The following is an 18,839-nucleotide window of genomic DNA, read 5'->3' as shown; positions in this document are numbered from 1 at the left end:
ATGTCTTCTATCGTCGACACATCACTTTCAAACCTGCCGCAGCCTAAATCCGGCTGGCAGCTCTTCAAAAAACTGGCTTTCGGTGAGATCGCGCCCGGGCTGGCATGGGAAAAAACCGCCTACAGACGTAAGTTCATGCTGCGTTCACTGGCGACACCGCTCAGCACCGCTCGCCTGCTGTCTGACCTTGCAGAACATCCGCACCTGATGCAAATGCTCCAGGTTCAGCCGGGACTGCCCTGCCGCCTTCATCGTCCGTGGTTGACGGTCAATATGGATAGACAGCGTACGCTGGAATCGCTGTCATGGCACTATCAGATGATGTGTCGCCAGCTGCCGGCAAAGCTGACCAGTGGTTACCTTTCAAAGCAGGGCGTGACTCTGCTGACCTTAACCGGAAAAGATGAACAGCAATTTACCGTCCGTCTGTGTGCCGATGCGTTTATGGATAAAGAGGGAGAAGCTACCCTCGTTTTCTGTGACGGTCAAAATACGGCGCTGGCGGAGATGACCTTTACCCTCTGCCAGTTTGAGGGAAAATCGACGCTGTTCATTGGTGGTTTGCAGGGCGCAAAAGCGCATGTTCCGCATGAGCTGATCCAGAGTGCGACAAAAGCCTGCCATGGCCTGTTCCCGAAACGTCTGCTGGTCGAGGCCGCCATGATCCTCGGCGCCGCGTTCCCGGTAGAGCAAATTGTCGCCGTCAGTAACGATACGCACATTTACCGCAGCTGGCGCTACCGCAAGAAAAAAGAGGGGAAACTGTTGGCCGATTACGACAGTTTCTGGATCTCCATCGGCGGTGAAAAACAGGACAGCGGTAACTTTATGCTGCCGCTCGTCATGCCGCGTAAACCGATGGAAGAGATCGCCAGCAAAAAGCGTTCCGAATATCGCCGCCGCTACGAGCTGCTGGATAGCCTGATTCAGCAGGTGAAACAGGCGACCCAACGTTAATCCGCTCTCCCGCGAGCCAGCCACAGCACGCGGGAGAACATCTTCCGCAACAGGGTCGGTACCGCCTCCACGCCCCGCCTCCCCGCCTCCGTCGCCACTTCAATGGCTAAATCCGGTTTTGAGGAACGATGAATAGCTTTGGCGATCACGCGCCGCATATTCATCGGGACATCGACCGGCACCATGGCAATTCGGTGGAATACGTCGTCAAACCCCTGACGATACATAAAGTGTTCCATGTCCATGGCGGGCAGCATAGTTAAATGGTCGCGCTCTTCCTCTCGCTCGTTACTCAGCAGGCTTCGCACGGTCGAGGCATATTTTTTGCCCGCCTCATCGCCGTCGACCAGAACGTGCCACTCGATCCCCATCCGGCGGGCAAATTTTATCAGCGGCTTTAATCCCGACTGGGCGAACTCGATTACCTTGATGCCTTCCGCATCAAAATGGTGGCCGCACTGGCGCGCCAGTTCGTTGATGACCCAGGTTTCCGTTTCCCCCTCAACCAGCAGCCAGCAGCGGGCAAAGAGCGACGACGCCCGGTTAAAGCGAATATGGAACGCGATGCGCCGCCCGTCTTCCGCGTTCAAACCGCCCGGCCCAAGCCGGAAAGCAGAGACGCGGGAGGATTCACGCACCAGGCGACAGACGTGTTCTACCGGCGTCAGCGATAATAGCTCCCCGGAATTGGTGGTCGTAATACGCTGGAGCGGCAGCAGATTCAGCAGATGCCATGCCACGGAGAGCATGATGGGATGGAGGCGCGTTTCCGGGTCTTCCACCAGCAGCAGCGGTCGGGCGTCCCGGTCAAGACGAACGGTGCCTTTGGCCTGCAGAAGCGTTGAAAACAGCCCCAGCAGAATCACCCGATGGGTACGACCTCCGGGCCGGTCGATCATCCGGTTAATGATGTCGAGATAACGCCAGCTTCGCTGCTCATCATGAGAGCGGCGGCGCATCAGACGATGGCGCGACTCAGAGGTTCCCTGCTCGGAAAAATAGTGCTCCAGAAGCTGTACCATTGCGGACAACCCCTGACGAATTTGGCCATCAGTAAGGTTCTGCGGACGCGACACCAGCTCTCTTGCCAGAAAATCCAGCTCGCGGGCGGTGACTTCCACTTCCGGCATATTGGGTACGGTACCGTTACGAATACGCCGCATAAAACGCGCATCGCGCAGGCGTAACACCGGCGTCAGACGGATCAGGTGACGGGCCAGATCGTCGATATTTTCCAGCGGGATGGGGTTAGCTTTCTCATCGAGAAAATCACGCAGGGTGAGTACCCCCTCGTTCTCCGCCATCTCACCTTCCAGCCGGTAGAAAATCCGTTGAAAACCGTCATCGCACGGCACCCAACAGGGTGACAGCGGGCGGAAGCGACGCACGCGGTGACGTCCGGGCTCGGATTCGCGGAACGTCAGGATGATGTGCAGGTGCTTCTCGCGCCCCGTCACGTCGCCGGGGGGAAACCAGAAATCGTCGCGAACAAAGTGATACAGATCGTCCTCGGGCGAAAGCAGTAGCGTCAATGCATCCAGCAGGCTGGACTTGCCCCAAGCGTTCTCGCCGATCAGGACGTTGTTTTGCTCCAGCTGCAGTGACAGGCGGTTAATACCGCGAAACCCGACAATTTCCACACGTTCGAGAAGCATAAATCCCCCGACAAATGATCACTTTTTCCTTCAAGTTATCAGCAGTATAGCGGGAGGTGCTCTGTCACGACAGCATAACATTCACCCTTACAAGAATTGGTCTATGCTCTATTTACCGCTGATTTGAACAAGGATTGACATCACATTGCCTTAAATCAAATTAATCGAATTTATTTAAGTGGCGAAGGGATGTTGTTGGTTTCTAAAATACGGGCTCTTCGAGTCGTCATCCCTTTATGGCGATATATCCCGCGCGCGGGAAAGCGTGCGGAAAATTTTTGAGGTGGTTATGTTTAGAAAATTGGCAGCAGAATGCTTTGGTACATTCTGGCTGGTATTTGGTGGCTGCGGTAGTGCCGTTCTGGCAGCAGCATTCCCGGAATTAGGTATTGGTTTTGTCGGCGTCGCGCTGGCTTTTGGTTTAACCGTATTAACCATGGCGTTTGCCGTGGGGCATATTTCCGGCGGTCATTTTAACCCGGCCGTGACATTAGGTTTATGGGCCGGCGGTCGTTTTCCGGCGAAAGAGGTAATTGGTTATATTGTGGCGCAGGTGGTTGGCGGTATTATTGCGGCTGGCGTTTTGTACGTGATTGCCAGCGGTAAAGCCGGGTTCGACGCGGCGGCCAGCGGCTTTGCCTCTAACGGCTTCGGCGAGCATTCTCCGGGCGGCTACTCCATGTTGTCTGCCATCGTGATTGAAATTGTGCTGACCGCCGGCTTCCTGCTGGTGATCCACGGCGCAACCGACAAACATGCGCCAGCTGGTTTTGCCCCGATTGCCATTGGTCTGGCTCTGACGCTTATCCACCTGATTTCTATTCCGGTCACCAACACCTCCGTTAACCCGGCACGCAGTACCGCCGTCGCCATCTTCCAGGGCGGCTGGGCGCTTGAGCAGCTGTGGCTGTTCTGGGTGATGCCAATTATCGGTGGTATCCTGGGCGGCGTGCTGTACCGCACCCTGCTGGAAAAACGCGATTAATTGCTCGCGGTGTCGGGTGGCGCTAACGCTTACCCGACCTACGTGAGAGTGCACTTGTAGGCCGGGTAAGGCGTAGCCGCTACCCGGCTTTCTTTTGTCGCTTTACTGAACAGCCTTTATTGGGTAGTGTCACTGGCGCTTAACCGATACTCAAAAAGGACCGGCTGTTCATGTTTTCAGGACTCCTCATCATTTTGTTGCCCTTGATCGTGGGCTATCTTATTCCGCTCCATCGTGAATCCGCATTAAGGCTCATTAATCGATTCCTGAGCTGGATTGTCTACGTGATTCTTTTCTTTATGGGGATTAGCCTGGCATTTCTGGACAACCTGTCAGCGAATTTACTCTCAATTCTCCATTATTCTGTCGTCACCGTAGTCGTTATTTTGCTGTGCAATATTGCCGCGCTGCTGTGGCTGGAACGCACTATTCCATGGAAAAATCACCATCATCAGGAAAAGCTTCCTTCACGAATTGCAATGGCGCTTGAATCATTAAAATTATGCGGCGTCGTGGTGCTCGGTTTTCTTCTTGGGCTGACCGGTTGGGCTTTTTTACAGCACGCGACAGAGGCCAGCGAATATACGCTGATCTTCCTGCTGTTCCTGATTGGTATACAGCTGCGAAATAATGGCATGACCCTGAAGCAAATTGTCCTCAACCGTCGGGGAATGATGGTTGCCGTCATTGTTGTTGCCAGTTCCATGGTGGCGGGCGTCATTAACGCCTTTATTCTCGATCTGCCGCTGAAAACCGGCCTGGCGATGGCGTCAGGTTTTGGCTGGTACTCCCTCTCCGGTATTCTGCTTACTGAATCATTCGGCCCGGTGATCGGCAGCGCCGCCTTCTTTAACGATCTGGCGCGAGAGCTGATCGCCATCATGCTGATCCCGAGCCTGGTTCGCCGCAGTCGTTCTACCGCGCTGGGCCTGTGCGGTGCGACGTCGATGGACTTTACCCTGCCGGTATTACAACGCTCCGGCGGGCTGGAGATGGTGCCCGCGGCTATCGTTCACGGCTTCATTTTAAGCCTGCTGGTTCCGGTTCTGATGGCCTTTTTCTCGGCCTGATACTTCTTTGGCGGTAGGTTTCCTGCCGCCAAAATTGCGCTAAATCAATCTCCCTCTATTTTGTAGCAGAAAGCCCTTTTCACCGTTCCGGCACGAGCATAACCTTAAACATGTATATCAAATATAACTTTAACAGGTGTGATTATGTTTTGTGTGCAATGTGAACAAACCATCCGTACCCCGGCAGGCAATGGCTGCTCTTACGCACAGGGTATGTGCGGCAAAACCGCAGAAACATCTGACCTGCAGGACCTGCTGATTGCGGCTCTGCAAGGACTTTCCGCCTGGGCGTTCAAAGCCCGCGAATACGGCATAGTCGACCACTACGTCGACAGCTTCGCCCCGCGCGCGTTTTTCTCCACGCTGACCAACGTTAACTTCGACTCTCCGCGCATTGTCGGCTACGCCCGCGAAGCGATTGCCCTGCGTGAAGCGCTGAAGGCACAGTGCCTGAAGGCGGATGCCAGCGCCCGCGTGGAAAACCCGATGTCAGAACTTCAGCTGGTCAGCGACGATCTCGGCGACCTCCAGCGCCAGGCGGCAGAATTCACCCCGAACAAAGACAAAGCGGCGATTGGGGAAAACATTCTCGGCCTGCGCCTGCTGTGCCTGTACGGCCTGAAAGGCGCTGCGGCGTATATGGAGCACGCGCACGTTCTGGGTCAGTACAACAATGAGATTTATGCGCAGTACCACAAAATCATGGCGTGGCTGGGCACCTGGCCTGCCGATATGAATGCCCTGCTTGAGTGCTCAATGGAAATCGGCCAGATGAACTTCAGGGTGATGAGCATTCTGGATGCCGGTGAAACCAGCACCTACGGCCACCCGACGCCAACGCAGGTCAACGTCAAGGCTACCGAAGGCAAGTGCATCCTGATTTCCGGTCACGACCTGAAAGATCTCTACAACCTGCTGAAGCAAACCGAAGGCACCGGCGTTAACGTTTATACCCACGGTGAAATGCTGCCCGCGCACGGCTACCCGGAGCTGCGTAAATTTAAGCATCTCATCGGTAACTACGGCAGCGGCTGGCAGAACCAGCAGGTGGAGTTCGCCCGCTTCCCTGGCCCTATCGTGATGACCTCTAACTGCATCATCGACCCGACCGTCGGCGCGTACGATGACCGCATCTGGACCCGCAGCATCGTCGGCTGGCCGGGCGTGAGCCATCTTGAAGGTGACGATTTCGGTCCGGTTATCGCCCAGGCGCAGCAGATGGCGGGCTTCCCGTACAGCGAAATTCCGCACCTTATTACCGTCGGCTTCGGTCGTGAAACCCTGCTGGGTGCCGCCGATTCGCTGATTGACCTCGTCAGCCGTGAAAAGCTGCGCCACATCTTCCTCGTCGGCGGCTGCGACGGCGCGCGCGGCGAGCGTAACTACTTCACCGATTTCGCCACCCGCGTGCCGGAAGACTGCCTGATCCTGACCCTGGCATGCGGCAAATACCGTTTCAACAAGCTGGACTTCGGCGACATCGAAGGTCTGCCGCGCCTGATCGATGCGGGCCAGTGTAACGATGCTTACTCGGCCATCATTCTGGCGGTCACCCTGGCGGAGAAACTGGGCTGCGGCGTGAACGACCTGCCGCTGTCTCTGGTGCTGTCATGGTTCGAGCAGAAAGCGATTGTCATCCTGCTGACCCTGCTCTCTCTTGGCGTCACCAACATCGTGACCGGACCGACCGCGCCAGGCTTCCTGACGCCGGACCTGCTGGCCGTGCTGAACGAGAAATTCGGCCTGCGTTCCGTGACCAACGTTGAAGACGATATGAAACAGCTGCTGAGCGCGTAAGGAGTTATTCATGACCATGCCAACCTCACAATGCCCGTGGCGGATGCAGGTTCATCACATCCGTCAGGAGACGCCGGATGTGTGGACGCTGTCGCTGCTGTGCCATGACTACTATCCATATCGTGCAGGCCAGTATGCGCTGGTCAGCATTCGCAATTCGGCGGACACCCTGCGCGCCTACACGATCTCCTCGACGCCGGGCGTGAGCGAATACATTACGCTCACCGTCCGCCGCATTGACGACGGCGCGGGCTCCCAGTGGCTGACGCAGGACGTGAAGCGCGGGGATTACATCTGGCTGTCCGACGCGCAGGGGGAATTCACCTGTGACGACAAAGCTGACGATAAATTCCTGCTGCTGGCGGCGGGCTGTGGCGTAACGCCGATTATGTCAATGCGCCGCTGGCTGGCGAAGAACCGCCCCCAGGCCGACGTGCAGACGATCTTCAGCGTCCGTTCCCCGGAAGATGTGATTTTTGCCGAGGAGTGGCGTGAATACCCGGTGACGCTGGTGGCTGAGCACAACGCGACCCACGGTTTTGTGCCCGGTCGCCTGAGCCGCGAGCTGCTGCAAAGCGTGCCGGATGTTGCGAACCGAACGGTGATGACCTGCGGCCCGGCGCCGTACATGGCTATCGTGGAAGAAGAAGTGAAAGCGCTTGGCGTAACCCGCTTCTTCAAAGAGCAGTTCTTCACGCCGGTGGCGGAAGCGGCAAGCAGCGGCGTTAGGTTCACCAAACTGCAGCCTGCCCAGACCTTCTTTGGCCGCGTGGGGACCACGCTGCTGGAGGCGCTGGAAAGCAACAAGGTGCCGGTAGCGGCTGCCTGTCGTGCTGGCGTGTGTGGCTGCTGTAAAACCAAAGTGGTTTCCGGTGAGTACACCGTCACCAGCACCATGACGCTGTCCGACGCGGAAATTGCCGAGGGTTACGTGCTGGCGTGCTCGTGCCATCCGCAGGGGGATTTGATCCTCGCATAAACGATAAACGTTCGTTCGTAGGCCCGGTAAGCGTCAGCGCCACCGGGCTTTTTTGCCGGGCGGTACTGCGTTTACCCGACCAACAATTTTACCGCCACGCGGGCGCTTTACCCAGCGCAAACCGCCCTGCCCCTAAAAACGCGACAGCCAGCGAGCCGATAAAGAAGTACACCAGGCTTTCAATCGCCCATGCCCCAACCTTATCAAGGGCGAACGTTTCACCCATTCCCACCATCAGCCACGCCACAATCATCGTAAACGCCAGTACCAGCGCGGCCGGCCGCGTAAACAACCCGACAATAATCAGGATCGGCGCCACGACTTCGCCAACCAACACGCCGTAGGCGATAAATCCCGGCAGCCCTTTTTCCACCAGCATGCCGCTGATAAACCCCACGCCGCCAAAAAGCTTGTGCAAACCGTGAAAAAGCATCAGCCCGCCGACGGCAAGTCGTAACAAGAGTTTGCCAAGATCGTCGCACGATAGCTTTTCATTAACAGCAATTAACAATGATTTAACCATTTGAAATTATTCCTGTTTTAACTGAGACACTGCCAGATTATGCCGAATAATTGCGCGTGAAAAGCACCTTTTAATTGTGGGGATACGACGGGCAATACGGAGACTTTCTTCTAAGCTTGTAAGCGTTATCACAAAAAGGAGACGGACAACCATGAAACAAACCGTGGCTGCATATATAGCGAAAACGCTCGAACAGGCTGGCGTAAAACGTATCTGGGGCGTCACCGGCGACTCCCTGAACGGACTCAGCGACAGCCTTAACAAGATGAAGACCATCGAATGGATGCCGACCCGCCATGAAGAGGTTGCCGCCTTCGCCGCAGGCGCTGAAGCGCAGCTTACGGGTGAACTGGCCGTCTGCGCCGGATCCTGCGGGCCGGGTAACCTTCATCTGATCAACGGTCTCTTCGACTGTCACCGCAATCACGTGCCGGTGCTGGCGATTGCCGCCCACATCCCCTCGTCCGAAATCGGCAGCGGCTATTTTCAGGAGACGCATCCGCAGGAGCTGTTCCGTGAATGCAGCCACTATTGCGAACTGGTTTCATCCCCGGAGCAGATCCCTCAGGTGCTGGCGATCGCCATGCGTAAAGCCTTGCTGAATCGCGGCGTTTCTGTGGTCGTTATTCCGGGCGATGTGGCCCTCAAGGCTGCGCCAGAAGGGGCAAGCACCCACTGGTATCACGCCCCGCAGCCCGTCGTCACGCCAGCAGAAGAGGAGCTGAAAAAGCTGGCGCAGCTGCTGCGTTACTCCAGCAATATCGCCCTGATGTGCGGCAGCGGCTGCGCTGGCGCGCACAAGGAGCTGCTGGAATTTGCCGGAAAGCTGAAATCCCCGATTGTCCACGCCCTGCGCGGCAAAGAGCACGTCGAGTACGACAACCCCTACGATGTTGGCATGACCGGACTGATCGGTTTTTCTTCAGGCTTCCACACCATGATGAACGCCGACACGCTGATCCTGCTTGGTACCCAGTTCCCGTATCGCGCGTTCTACCCGACGGATGCCAAAATCATTCAGATTGATATCAACCCTGCCAGTATCGGCGCGCACAGCAAGGTCGATATGGCGCTGGTGGGCGATATCAAATCCACCCTTTCCGCCCTGCTGCCGCTGCTGGAAGAGAAAACCGATCGCAAGTTCCTTGATAAGGCGCTAAGCGACTATCGCGATGCCCGCAAGGGGCTGGACGATCTCGCCAAACCGAGCGACAAAGCCATTCACCCGCAGTACCTGGCGCAGCAGATCAGTCATTTCGCGGACGAAGACGCCATTTTTACCTGCGACGTGGGCACGCCAACCGTCTGGGCGGCACGCTATCTGAAGATGAACGGCAAACGTCGCCTGCTCGGCTCGTTTAACCACGGCTCGATGGCCAACGCCATGCCGCAGGCGCTGGGCGCAAAAGCCACGGCGCCGGAGCGTCAGGTGGTGGCGATGTGCGGCGACGGCGGGTTCAGCATGCTGATGGGGGATTTCCTGTCGGTAGTACAGATGAAGCTCCCGCTAAAAATCGTGGTGTTTAACAACAGCGTGCTGGGCTTCGTGGCGATGGAAATGAAGGCCGGAGGCTATCTCACGGACGGTACCGAGCTGCACGACACCAACTTCGCGCGCATCGCCGAGGCCTGCGGCATCACCGGTATTCGCGTGGAGAAAGCCTCCGAGGTGGATGAAGCCCTGCAGCGCGCCTTCTCCATCGACGGCCCGGTGCTGGTGGATGTCGTCGTCGCCAAAGAAGAGCTGGCGATCCCGCCGCAGATCAAGCTTGAGCAGGCCAAAGGCTTTAGCCTGTACATGCTGCGCGCAATCATCAGCGGCCGAGGCGACGAGGTGATCGAACTGGCAAAAACCAACTGGCTCAGGTAAAACACTTCACATGACCTCTTAAATTAAAGGGATGTGAAATGATTGATTTACGCAGTGATACCGTTACCCGCCCGAGTCGGGCCATGCTCGAAGAGATGATGGCCGCTCCGGTCGGGGACGACGTCTACGGTGACGATCCGACGGTAAACGAACTGCAGCGCTATGCGGCAGAACTGAGCGGCAAGGAGGCCGCCCTGTTTATGCCGACAGGCACACAGGCGAACCTGGTCGCGCTGCTCAGCCACTGCGAGCGAGGTGAAGAGTATATCGTCGGCCAGGGTGCGCATAACTATCTCTACGAAGCCGGCGGTGCGGCCGTGCTCGGCAGCATTCAGCCGCAGCCGATTGACGCCGCGCCGGACGGCTCCCTGCCGCTCGATAAGGTCGCGGCGAAAATCAAAGCCGACGATATTCATTTCGCCCGTACCAAATTGCTCAGCCTCGAAAACACCCACAACGGCAAAGTGCTGCCGCGCGAGTACCTGAAGGCGGCGTGGGAATTTACCCGCGAGCGTAAACTCGGCCTGCACGTGGACGGCGCGCGTATCTTTAACGCCGTAGTGGAGTATGGCTGCGAGCTGAAAGAGATTACGCAATACTGCGACTCGTTCACCATCTGCCTGTCAAAAGGACTGGGCACGCCTGTAGGTTCACTGCTGGTTGGCAATACGGACTACGTCAAGCGCGCCAACCGCTGGCGCAAAATGACCGGCGGCGGGATGCGTCAGGCGGGTATTCTGGCGGCTGCCGGGCTGTATGCCCTGAAAAACAACGTGGCGCGTCTGAAGGACGATCACGACAACGCCGCGTGGATGGCGGCGCAGCTGCGCGAGATTGGCGCCGACGTGATGCGCCACGACACCAACATGCTGTTCGTCCGCGTGGGCGAGGATCGCGCCGCTGCGCTTGGCGAATTTATGAAATCACGTGGCGTGCTGATCAACGCCTCACCTGTCGTGCGCCTGGTCATGCATCTCGACGTGAGCCGCGAACAGCTGGCGGACGTGGTGAAACACTGGCAGGCGTTTTTACAGCGATAAGGAGCATCACGTGCCGCAACGCATTCTGGTGCTCGGCGCCAGCGGGTATATCGGTCAGCATCTCACCGCGGCGCTAAGCCAGCAGGGACATCAGGTGCTGGCTGCGGCACGCAACACCGAACGCCTGCAAAAACTCGGTTTGCCTGGCGTCACCTGCCACAACGTTGACCTCAACTGGCCGAAGGAACTTCCCGCCCTGCTGGAAGAGGTCGACACGCTTTACTACCTGGTGCACAGCATGGGCGAAGGCGGGGATTTCATCGCCCACGAGCGGCAGGTGGCGATGAACGTTCGCGATGCGCTGCTGCAAACCCCGGTTAAGCAGGTGATTTTTTTAAGCTCGCTTCAGGCTCCCGAGCATGAGCAATCCGATCATCTGCGTGCCCGCCAGCTGACGGCTGAGACCCTGCGCGGCGCCAATATTCCCGTCACCGAACTGCGCGCCGGGATCATCGTTGGCGCAGGCTCCGCCGCCTTCGAAGTGATGCGCGATATGGTCTACAACCTGCCGGTACTCACGCCGCCGCGCTGGGTGCGTTCGCGCACCACGCCGATTGCGCTGGAGAACCTGCTGCATTATCTGATAGCCCTGCTGGATCGCCCGGCGGAGCAACACCGCGTGCTGGAGGCGGCAGGCCCGGAAGTGCTGAGCTATCAGGAGCAGTTCGAACATTTCATGCACGTCAGCGGACGCCGCCGCTGGCTGATCCCCATCCCCTTCCCGACCCGCTGGATTTCGGTGTGGTTTTTGAATGTGATCACCTCCGTGCCGCCGACGACCGCCAAAGCGCTTATCCAGGGGCTGAAGCACGATTTACTGGCGGACGATCGCGAGCTGCGCGCCTTAATTCCCCAGGAGCTGATCCGCTTTGACGATGCCGTGCGCAAGACGCTGAAAGAAGAAGAACAGCTGGTGAACTCCAGCGACTGGGGTTACGACGCTCAGGCGTTTGCCCGCTGGCGCCCGGAGTACGGCTATTACCCGAAACAGGCGGGCTGCACGGTGAAAACCCACGCCAGCCTGGCCGCGCTGTGGGAAGTGGTGAACCAGATTGGCGGCAAAGAACGGTATTTCTTCGGTAATATCCTCTGGCAAACGCGCGGGGCGATGGACCTGCTGGTGGGCCACCGGCTGGAAAAAGGCCGCCCGGCAAACCCGTATCTTGCGGTGGGTGACACGGTAGATAGCTGGAAGGTGATCATCGTCGAGCCGGAAAAACAGCTGGCGCTGCTGTTCGGCATGAAAGCCCCGGGGCTGGGTCGACTCTGCTTTACCCTGAAAGACAAAGGGGATTATCGTGAACTGGACGTGCGCGCCTGGTGGCATCCGCACGGAATGCCGGGTCTGTTCTACTGGCTGTTGATGATCCCTGCCCACCTGTTTATCTTCCGGGGGATGGCGAAACGCATTGCGCAACTGGCAGAACAAAAGACGGAAAAGATCTAAATAAAACTCTCTTTCTTTCACCTTTCCCATTGCATAGCGCCGTAATTCACGAAAGAATGCGCACGAAATTCTTTTCAACACAGTGGATTGATATGAAGGTACTGGTTACCGGGGCGACCAGCGGCTTAGGCCGAAATGCGGTCGAATTTCTGCGCAACAAGGGCATCAGCGTCAGGGCTACCGGTCGCAACGAAGCGATGGGAAAACTGCTGCAAAAAATGGGCGCAGAGTTCGTCCATGCCGACCTGACGGAGCTGGTCTCCTCGCAGGCGAAGGTGATGCTCGCCGGTATCGACACGCTGTGGCACTGCTCCAGTTTTACCTCCCCGTGGGGAACCCAGGAAGCCTTCGATCTCGCCAACGTGCGGGCTACCCGCCGTCTGGGTGAATGGGCCGTTGCTTGGGGCGTGCGTAACTTTATTCATATCTCGTCACCGTCACTCTATTTCGACTATCACCACCATCGTGACGTGCAGGAAGATTTCCGCCCTGCTCGCTTTGCCTGCGAGTTTGCCCGCAGCAAGGCGGCCAGCGAAGAGGTCATCGACCTGCTGGCGCAGTCAAACCCGCATACCCGCTTTACGGTCCTGCGTCCGCAGAGCCTGTTCGGGCCGCACGACAAGGTGTTTATTCCGCGTCTGGCGCAGATGATGCACCACTACGGCAGCGTGCTGCTGCCGCGCGGCGGCGATGCGCTGGTCGATATGACCTATTACGAAAATGCCGTTCACGCCATGTGGCTGGCCAGCCAGCCGGACTGCGATAAGCTTACCTCCGGTCGCGCCTACAACATCACCAACGGCGAACCCTGCACGCTGCGCAGCATTGTGCAGCGCTTAATTGACGAGCTGCAGATCGACTGCCGTATCCGTTCTGTTCCCTATCCAATGCTGGATATGATTGCCCGCAGCATGGAGCGCTTTGGCAGTAAATCAGCCAAAGAGCCTGCGCTGACGCATTACGGCGTCTCTAAACTTAACTTTGACTTCACGCTGGATATTTCGCGAGCGGAGAATGAGCTAGGGTATAAACCGGTTGTGACGCTGGATGAAGGGATTATGCGCACCGCGGCGTGGCTGCGGGATCACGGGAAGCTTCCTCGGTAGATGGGGCCCGACATTTTTACGATGAAAAAAGCGGCAACCCGAAGGTTGCCGTTTGTCATTTTGCTGATTACAGCGCAGTCCACGCGTCCTGCCATGCAATCCCTTTACCAGGCTCGTAGTAGGATGGCGCGTTATTGCACCAGCCGCTGTACGGGTAAGGTTTGCACTGGAACAGCTGGCCGCGGTTGTTAACGATATCGCCTGCTTTCCATTTGGTTTTGGACGTCCAGGTTGGGTAAGTCCCGGTCTGGCCGCCGCTGGCCTGTTTAGGCTGTACGTTCAGCGTATAGCTGGTGCTGCTGCTCAGCTCGCCGTCACTGACGGTAAGGTTGATCTGATACTGCGTCGCCGCTGCCACGTCTGGCGCATTGAAGGTAATAATCGCTTTATCTTCGCCGCTTACGGTCTGGCCGTTCGGAGCCGTCCAGGTATAAGTCAGGTGGTTACCGTCTTCGTCAGTCGAGCCAGACGCGTTCAGAGAAACAGATTTACCCGCTTCAACCGCCCCCACCGGGCCGGAGATTTTTGCTACCGGCGCATGGTTTACAGGCGCTGGCGTATTATCGTCTGGCACCGGCGTGGTGTTGCCTTCGTCCGTTGGGTCGACAGGGGTCGGGGTCGGTGTTGGCGTCGGGGTTGGCGTGACGCTGCCGCCGTCGGAAGTCCCGTCTTCACCCACAACGTTCACATTGAAGTAATGCTTCACGCATTTGGTGTAGTCCCCCTCTTTAAAGGCGCTGAATGGCGTCTGGTAACCCACCAGCTGGCAAGAGTAGGTCTGGCCTGACGGAGTATCCGCGCTCCATCCCCAGTCCTGTTCCCAGTAGATCTTCAGCGCGCCGGCACCGCCTTCGTCGAACTGTTTCATGTTGGCACAGCCCAGCACTTCGTTAGAAGGAACTGGTACTTTCAGGTAGTTGGCGAACTCTTTGTAATATTTGATACGGTTTTGAGACTGGGCGATCTCAGTCGGGCCGCCACACTCCACGCCGCCGTTGATGATCTGCGTGGTCACGCCGAAGCCTGGTACCAGACCATTCGCCTTATCGTGATCGTTCGGCTGCCATGTGCCGTCGATAACCTGCAGCATGCTCGGTTTTGGCGGCTGCGGGTAGGCGAAGAAGAAGATCGCGGAAGCAAGGTTCAGCCAGGTGTCCGCCACCAGCTCAGGTTTGTCCAGCAGTACACGGACGTCGCCGTACATCGCTTCAGAGAACGGGCCGTAGTTGTAGTTATAGGAGAGCTGTTTCGCACCGCGACCAAAGTAGCTAACGAAATCGCCATCTTTGTCTTTACCGCACGGCCAGGTCTGGCCCTGCCAGACATCCGGGTTACATTCACCGTTGTAGCCGCCCTTCTGACCTTCGCTCCAGCCCATCTCACGCACGTAGACCAGCGCCTGTCGCCACTCGGCTTCCGGACGCCACGACTCGTGGCCGCCGGTTTCCTGCGCGAAGTGCGCAAACATGGTTGCCAGAGACTTACGGCAGATGGCATCGCTGTTACGACCATCGGTATAGGTCTGGCACAGTGCCGGGAATTTACCGACCGCTTTCAGGAAGTTGCTGTAAGTATATTCCGGCGCACGCAGTGGGAAGAGGTAATCCCAGTCGCTGGCCTTGATAATCCCTTCCACGCGCTTGACGTTTTCCGGGTTTGTCGATTTCCCCGGCTCAATTTGTTCCACCAGGCTGTTGTCCAGCGTGCGGATGGTTGACTTCACTGAAGCCATAAGCGGGAAGTTGGTCAACTCCTGCTCTTTCTTCTGCAGATCGCTGGCCTTAACGGTGTAAGGTTCGCTGCTGGCCTGCAGCAGGGTTGCCTGAGCCATAAACGGTGCAACGCATGCGCCCGCGATAAGAACACTGAGTAATGTCCTTTTGTTCATGTCAATAGTCCTCTTAATTATATTAAGGGTCAATAAAAGTTAATTTTTTCGCGGTTTATTTATTAATCATTTAATAAATAAACCCGGGAGCAGTTTCGTTTTATGAAGAACACCAGTCGGTACTCTTCAAAAAACAAAAATCAATAATAATAACGGTTGCGGGTGCTACGTTTTAACTTCTGATATTTATTCCAGACCTTGCGGGCATAGACCATGCGCTGCGCGAAATTCTCTTTTTTCAGACCCGCGTTATAGGCGCCGACCGCCTCCCAGTTATAGCCATAAATTTTAATCATTCCGGATAATATCGATGCGCCAACCATAATCGAGGTGCAGGGCTCGGTAATTAACCGGTATTCATTAATGCCTTTGCGCCCCAGCTCGGAAAAATGTGAGCTGTTAATCTGCATCAGTCCGACATCACGCGTGCCATCATGATTCAGTCCAATCGCATTGGGATTCATTCCCGATTCAACATTAGCAATGGCATATAACAGATAAGGATCCACATGATAATAACTGGCGGCTTTATCCCAGCAGTTGGCAAAGACGCTATGGCTTATTACCAGCAACAATAAAAATAACGTTTTCATTTTCAGTCCGGCTCTTTTTCATTGTCTCCTTACGCGGTTATTACTCTTTTCCTGATTTACGGCCCACGTCCGTCTCGGGACGTGGACCGTAATAGCGGGCAAATTTCTTACCCGCATCGTTATAGCAGTGGCTTACTGGCAGTCAGTCGCCGGGCCTTTTTTCACCCATACATCGCTGCTACCTGGTTTATCACCCTTCGTCCACCATTTCGCGGTGTAGGTGTAACCGTTGTAGGTAGTGGTGTCGCCGCCGTTATAAACCACGTCGGAGCGCCAGTTGAATTTCACCTGACTTACCAGCTCCCATGCATCCACACCAAAGCCCGGCTGGTTGCCCTGAGTCCAGTATTTTGCTTTCCAGACCAGGTTGTCGAAGCTGACGGTATTCCCCGCGTTGTAAACCTTGCTTGCGCTCCAGGCAGCATATTTACTGGCGTTGGCGTCAACAGGCTTATCGCAGCTATTGGTGGCAGAACCTTCGTCAGACGGCGTGTTGCCTTCATCTGATGGGGTGTTACCTTCGTCAGATGGCGTGTTGCCTTCATCGGATGGGGTATTTCCTTCGTCAGACGGCGCGTTGTCTTCATCGGATGGGGTGTTGCCTTCGTCAGACGGCGTTTCCGCTGCTTTAGGCGTTACCGTCACCTGTACGTTAGTCTGTACGCTGGACTTGCCATCGCTTACCACCACGGTCAGCGTGTAAGTTGATTCCGTGTCCACGTCCGGTGCGGTGATGTTCAGGTTCGCGGTGTCTGCGCCTGTCGCCTGCATATTCGCAGGAACGCTCCAGGAGTAGGTCAGCGCGTCGCCATCAGGATCGTTAGCCTGAGCGTGCAGAGAGTAGCTCTGGCCCGCTTCCAGCGTCACGGCTTCCATCTGGTTCACTACCGGTGCCTGGTTTGCTTTCGGCGCTTTGTTCACGACCTGGACGTCAGCAGTACTGCTCAATCCTTTCGCGTCAGTAACCGTCAGGCGGAACGCCAGAGTCTGGTTACTGGTGACAGCGGCAACGTTGAAGGTCGCTTTCGCTTTGGTGCTGTTGGTGATAGTCACCGACGGGCCAGAGATCTGCGTCCACTTGTAGGTGATGGCATCGCCATCCGGATCGGTGGAAGCCGAGCCATCCAGGGTCACCGTCGCCGGACCGGTTACGCTCTGGTCAGCGGCAGTCGCCACAGGCGCATGGTTGGTCACTACCGGATCAACCGGCGCAGCGCCGCCGCCTGTCAGGCTTTCATTCATCGCGTTCAGAATGTCTCCGGTATCGGAGTCGATAGACCAGGCAAACAGACCGCCCAGATTTTTCGCCAGCACATACTGACCTTTCGCCGTTGCGGAACGGGCATCTTCATAGGTGATCAGATCGCCGGTGGTTTTGTTAAACAGATACGGCGCTTCAGCGGTAGCATCATAGTTGTATTCCCAGCCCGCTTTGCCTTTGTACTCGTTAACGATCTGACGATAGTCAACCACGCCCGGTTCCCAGGTCCCTTTCACCATGCCCGTTGCCGTGCCGGTGAACGGGTTGTTATTGCTGTAACCGTGAACGCCGGTCCAGCCGCGACCATACATGGCCGTCCCCACGACAATTTTGCCTGGCTGTACACCCTGCGCGAGCAGTGCATTCACTCCGTTTTCGGTGGTGTAATTAGTATCCGGTTTGTTCGCCGGCGCACGCAGTGCCGCCTGGTGACCCAGCTCGGTGTTGCTCCAGCCGCCGTAGAAGTCGTAGCTCATCAGGAAGATGTGATCCATATACTGCTGGGCAGTGGTGTAATCAACGTCTTCAATTTTGTCGCTGCCTGAACCGATTGCTGAGGTCAGCTCAAAGGTACGGCCGGTTTCGGCTGACAGTTCATTCATCATGGCGCGCAGTTCGCGCATCAGTGCGGTATAGGTTTCTTTATCCTGCTGCGGGTTGCCCAGCGTTTCGTTCTGACCGCCGCCGCCCGGGAATTCCCAGTCGATATCCACACCGTCGAAGAATTTCCAGGTTTTCAGGAAATCTTTAACGGAAGCCACGAAGCGATCGCGGATCGCTTTGTCATGCATTTTGAAGAACGGATCGGAAAGGGTCCAGCCACCGATAGAAGGCAGCACTTTCAGGCCCGGGTTGGCTTTCTTCATTGCCATCAGCTGGCCGAAGTTACCTTTGTAGGGATCGTCCCAGCCGCTTACGCCAGCCTGAGGCTTCTGCAGTGCGGCCCACGGGTCGTGGATCGCCACCTGGAAGTCCTGACGGCCCGCACAGGCGCGCTTAAGCGCTTCGAAGCTGTTACCGCCCTCAATGGTTTTCAGGCTGTCGTTGATGCCGTCGCCGCCGCAGATTGGAATGAAGCCATACAGAATGTGGTTAAGGTTAGCCGCCGGAATTTTGTCCACGGGGAAGTTACGGTCGTAAACACCCCACTCAGGGAAATAGGCCCCCACCACTTTATCGGTGTGCTTAGAGAGGGTTTTGTTATTTTCCTGCATGGTGGTGTTGAGTGGCAGCAGATGGCTACCGTCGGTATCCGCGACGATAATCAGTTTGCTGGCACTGGTGCTGCAGCCGCTGGCATTGCAGAGCTCAACCGTTTCCTGATAGCGACCGCCTTTCTTCACTTTAAACGTAGCCGTGCCGGACATGCTGCCTGCGCCGGTCCAGACGGTTTTGCCGTCAAGCAGCACTTTCGCTGAAGTCGGCGCCGCGCCGCTCCAGACGTCCCACTGCACTTTAACATCGGCGCCATCATGAACTTTGACGAGGTTGTTGTAAGCAGAAGCAGACTGATCAACTTCAACAATGGCAAATTTATCATTACCACTGGCGATAGTTGCTTTACCGGGCACTGCTGCGAACACCGGGCTTGCAGCCGCTGCAACGAAGAGTGCCAGATATTTAGGCTTCAGAAATTTCATTATTTGATCCTGATAATACGATTTGTGA

At 56.6% G+C, this 18,839-nt stretch carries 14 protein-coding genes; 9 read left to right on the top strand and 5 right to left on the bottom strand.

What is annotated here, in order from left to right; genetic code table 11:
- Complete coding sequence (locus PUP35_RS07080) at positions 1-957, top strand: VirK/YbjX family protein (protein ID WP_274242455.1); 957 nt, start codon at positions 1-3, stop codon at positions 955-957.
- On the opposite strand, the gene PUP35_RS07075 is transcribed toward PUP35_RS07080, so the two are convergent.
- The gene (locus tag PUP35_RS07075) at positions 954-2,612 is read right to left on the bottom strand and encodes an ATP-dependent endonuclease (RefSeq protein WP_274242454.1); all 1,659 of its coding nucleotides are present in this window, start codon (positions 2,610-2,612) and stop codon (positions 954-956) included. The genes PUP35_RS07080 and PUP35_RS07075 overlap by 4 nt on opposite strands.
- 289 nt (positions 2,613-2,901) lie before the next feature.
- Between PUP35_RS07075 and aqpZ the strand changes: the two genes are divergently transcribed.
- The 4 genes from aqpZ (at position 2,902) to hcr (ending at position 7,443) form a co-directional block, all read left to right on the top strand.
- Positions 2,902-3,597, top strand: coding sequence for an aquaporin Z (aqpZ, locus tag PUP35_RS07070; protein WP_008499998.1), 696 nt, complete (start codon positions 2,902-2,904; stop codon positions 3,595-3,597).
- Positions 3,598-3,767: 170 nt separating this feature from the next.
- Positions 3,768-4,667, top strand: a complete 900-nt coding sequence (locus PUP35_RS07065; RefSeq protein ID WP_274242453.1) for a lysine exporter LysO family protein — start codon at positions 3,768-3,770, stop codon at positions 4,665-4,667.
- Between the two features lie 144 nt (positions 4,668-4,811).
- On the top strand, positions 4,812-6,464 hold the full coding sequence (gene hcp, locus PUP35_RS07060) for a hydroxylamine reductase (protein WP_274242452.1): 1,653 nt from the start codon (positions 4,812-4,814) through the stop codon (positions 6,462-6,464).
- Between the two features lie 10 nt (positions 6,465-6,474).
- Entirely contained in the window at positions 6,475-7,443 is a 969-nt protein-coding gene (gene hcr, locus PUP35_RS07055; RefSeq protein WP_127730233.1) for an NADH oxidoreductase, read from the top strand.
- 88 nt (positions 7,444-7,531) lie between these two features.
- On the opposite strand, the gene PUP35_RS07050 is transcribed toward hcr, so the two are convergent.
- Positions 7,532-7,966 carry a DoxX family protein gene (locus PUP35_RS07050; protein WP_115874615.1) on the bottom strand — a complete coding sequence of 145 codons (435 nt, stop codon included), beginning with the start codon at positions 7,964-7,966 and terminating at the stop codon, positions 7,532-7,534.
- Positions 7,967-8,117: 151 nt separating this feature from the next.
- On the opposite strand from PUP35_RS07050, the gene poxB reads away from it, so the two are divergent.
- The 4 genes from poxB to PUP35_RS07030 all read left to right on the top strand — a co-directional run bounded on the left by poxB (position 8,118) and on the right by PUP35_RS07030 (position 13,429).
- The gene (gene poxB, locus PUP35_RS07045) at positions 8,118-9,836 is read left to right on the top strand and encodes a ubiquinone-dependent pyruvate dehydrogenase (RefSeq protein ID WP_274242451.1); all 1,719 of its coding nucleotides are present in this window, start codon (positions 8,118-8,120) and stop codon (positions 9,834-9,836) included.
- 38 nt (positions 9,837-9,874) lie between these two features.
- Entirely contained in the window at positions 9,875-10,876 is a 1,002-nt protein-coding gene (gene ltaE / locus PUP35_RS07040) for a low-specificity L-threonine aldolase (RefSeq protein ID WP_274242450.1), read from the top strand.
- Between the two features lie 10 nt (positions 10,877-10,886).
- Positions 10,887-12,323, top strand: coding sequence for an SDR family oxidoreductase (locus PUP35_RS07035; RefSeq protein ID WP_274242449.1), 1,437 nt, complete (start codon positions 10,887-10,889; stop codon positions 12,321-12,323).
- A gap of 92 nt (positions 12,324-12,415) precedes the next feature.
- Positions 12,416-13,429 (top strand): NAD-dependent epimerase/dehydratase family protein, encoded by a 1,014-nt coding sequence (locus tag PUP35_RS07030; protein WP_274242448.1) that lies wholly within the window; start codon positions 12,416-12,418, stop codon positions 13,427-13,429.
- 67 nt (positions 13,430-13,496) lie between these two features.
- On the opposite strand, the gene PUP35_RS07025 is transcribed toward PUP35_RS07030, so the two are convergent.
- The 3 genes from PUP35_RS07025 to PUP35_RS07015 form a co-directional block, all read right to left on the bottom strand.
- Entirely contained in the window at positions 13,497-15,317 is a 1,821-nt protein-coding gene (locus PUP35_RS07025) for a chitinase (RefSeq protein ID WP_274242447.1), read from the bottom strand.
- Positions 15,318-15,457: 140 nt separating this feature from the next.
- The gene (gene iagB, locus PUP35_RS07020; RefSeq protein WP_274242446.1) at positions 15,458-15,910 is read right to left on the bottom strand and encodes a type III secretion system invasion protein IagB; all 453 of its coding nucleotides are present in this window, start codon (positions 15,908-15,910) and stop codon (positions 15,458-15,460) included.
- Between the two features lie 132 nt (positions 15,911-16,042).
- Complete coding sequence (locus PUP35_RS07015) at positions 16,043-18,811, bottom strand: glycosyl hydrolase family 18 protein (RefSeq protein ID WP_274242445.1); 2,769 nt, start codon at positions 18,809-18,811, stop codon at positions 16,043-16,045.
- Between the last annotated feature and the right edge of the window lie 28 nt (positions 18,812-18,839).

The sequence above is a fragment of the Enterobacter sp. S-33 genome, from assembly GCF_028735835.1.
GTDB classification, from domain to species: Bacteria; Pseudomonadota; Gammaproteobacteria; order Enterobacterales; family Enterobacteriaceae; genus Enterobacter; species Enterobacter vonholyi.
The sequence above is the reverse complement of the archived record's forward strand: the minus strand, read 5'-3'. Positions and strand labels throughout refer to the sequence as shown.

What these genes read in the sequence shown, in the direction of transcription:
- PUP35_RS07080 (WP_274242455.1), top strand. Translation starts at nt 1, where the DNA reads ATGTCTTCTATCGTCGACACATCACTTTCAAACCTGCCGCAGCCTAAA.
- PUP35_RS07075 (WP_274242454.1), bottom strand. Translation starts at nt 2,612, where the DNA reads ATGCTTCTCGAACGTGTGGAAATTGTCGGGTTTCGCGGTATTAACCGC.
- aqpZ (WP_008499998.1), top strand. Translation starts at nt 2,902, where the DNA reads ATGTTTAGAAAATTGGCAGCAGAATGCTTTGGTACATTCTGGCTGGTA.
- PUP35_RS07065 (WP_274242453.1), top strand. Translation starts at nt 3,768, where the DNA reads ATGTTTTCAGGACTCCTCATCATTTTGTTGCCCTTGATCGTGGGCTAT.
- hcp (WP_274242452.1), top strand. Translation starts at nt 4,812, where the DNA reads ATGTTTTGTGTGCAATGTGAACAAACCATCCGTACCCCGGCAGGCAAT.
- hcr (WP_127730233.1), top strand. Translation starts at nt 6,475, where the DNA reads ATGACCATGCCAACCTCACAATGCCCGTGGCGGATGCAGGTTCATCAC.
- PUP35_RS07050 (WP_115874615.1), bottom strand. Translation starts at nt 7,966, where the DNA reads ATGGTTAAATCATTGTTAATTGCTGTTAATGAAAAGCTATCGTGCGAC.
- poxB (WP_274242451.1), top strand. Translation starts at nt 8,118, where the DNA reads ATGAAACAAACCGTGGCTGCATATATAGCGAAAACGCTCGAACAGGCT.
- ltaE (WP_274242450.1), top strand. Translation starts at nt 9,875, where the DNA reads ATGATTGATTTACGCAGTGATACCGTTACCCGCCCGAGTCGGGCCATG.
- PUP35_RS07030 (WP_274242448.1), top strand. Translation starts at nt 12,416, where the DNA reads ATGAAGGTACTGGTTACCGGGGCGACCAGCGGCTTAGGCCGAAATGCG.
- PUP35_RS07025 (WP_274242447.1), bottom strand. Translation starts at nt 15,317, where the DNA reads ATGAACAAAAGGACATTACTCAGTGTTCTTATCGCGGGCGCATGCGTT.
- iagB (WP_274242446.1), bottom strand. Translation starts at nt 15,910, where the DNA reads ATGAAAACGTTATTTTTATTGTTGCTGGTAATAAGCCATAGCGTCTTT.
- PUP35_RS07015 (WP_274242445.1), bottom strand. Translation starts at nt 18,811, where the DNA reads ATGAAATTTCTGAAGCCTAAATATCTGGCACTCTTCGTTGCAGCGGCT.